Source organism: Ignatzschineria indica, assembly GCF_003121925.1.
Classification (GTDB): Bacteria; Pseudomonadota; Gammaproteobacteria; order Cardiobacteriales; family Wohlfahrtiimonadaceae; genus Ignatzschineria; species Ignatzschineria indica.
In genome coordinates this window covers 1-1316 of record NZ_QEWR01000014.1, presented here as the reverse complement: position 1 = coordinate 1316, position 1316 = coordinate 1, and the positions used below count along the sequence as shown (strand labels likewise).

General features: G+C 39.1%; 2 tRNA genes and 1 rRNA gene. All 3 read left to right on the top strand.

Annotated features, from left to right (window positions below):
* The first annotated feature begins 97 nt into the window (after positions 1-97).
* Positions 98-174: transfer RNA gene (locus DC082_RS10550), tRNA-Ile, on the top strand.
* Positions 175-188: 14 nt separating this feature from the next.
* Positions 189-264: transfer RNA gene (locus tag DC082_RS10545), tRNA-Ala, on the top strand.
* Between the two features lie 656 nt (positions 265-920).
* Positions 921-1316, top strand: a 23S ribosomal RNA gene (locus tag DC082_RS10540); the annotation flags it as partial.

Genomic DNA, 1316 nt, shown 5'->3' with positions numbered 1-1316 from the left:
ACCTGCGGCTGGATCACCTCCTTTAAAGAGCAGATCGCAACAAGTACGAGCTTCCATAGAAACTTATTTAAGATAAAAGAAGTAATACCTAGTATCTGGGCCTATAGCTCAGTTGGTTAGAGCACACGCTTGATAAGCGTGGGGTCGGTAGTTCGAGTCTACCTAGGCCCACCAATATAACCCATAAAGGGGGATTAGCTCAGTTGGTAGAGCGCCTGCCTTGCACGCAGGAGGCCATCGGTTCGACTCCGTTATCCTCCACCAAATTTCTTGGGGGATGTTGTTGAAAAGAGACTAGGTTAAGGATATAATTCCTCGCTTCTTAAATTGTTTAACTCTATTAAACTGTTTAAATGATTCTATTAAGTTAATTGAAAATTAAGTTAATTGAAAATTAATTAAGGGATCATTGTTAGAGAGAAGATAAATAATGTGATGCATTAACCTATTGTTAGTCATGTTAGTCGTCATCTTATTTATACTCTCATCTAATATGACATTAGTCGTGAGTGTTCTTTAAAAATTTGGATTAGTTGGTGCAACGTAATAGCGATGCAGCAGTTATTATTGATCGATGTGAATCGAGTGATAATGACCAAGATCTTTCGGGTCTTTATTGATAATCATTCCTCTCGTGATGAGATTGGTGATTGTTGATCAAGATAACAAGAGAGATCGGGAGAGATTGCATCACTTAAGTAACGATGTATTCAATTTTACTGACTGTCAATTGATGATATCGAAAGATGTTGTTGATAAAGACAGATTGATAAAATGAGTTAACTTAAAGTGAAACGTTATCATGTTACATTCGTAGGAGAATTGAAGAGCTATTTTGTTATATAATTGACGATTGCGATTTATCTCTCTGTTATTAACATTTGTTAATAGTGGTGAAATAAGTCTAATCCCTATTATATGGTCAAGTGAATAAGCGTACATGGCGGATGCCTTGGCGATTACAGGCGATGAAGGACGTGGAAGTCTGCGAAAAGTTTCGGGGAGCTGGCAATCAAGCTTTGATCCGGAAATGTCCGAATGGGGAAACCCGCACAGGCTTAAAACCCTGTCATCCTTTAACTGAATATATAGGTTTAAGGAAGCGAACCTGGTGAACTGAAACATCTAAGTAACCAGAGGAAAAGAAATCAATTGAGATTCCCGCAGTAGTGGCGAGCGACCCGGGAAGAGCCGATATGTGATAACTTATTGTATAGAAGAATCATCTGGAAAGATGAGCCGTAGTGGGTGATAGCCCCGTATTTTAAATACAGTAAGTGGTACTAGGCATATCAACAAGTAGGGCGGGACACGAG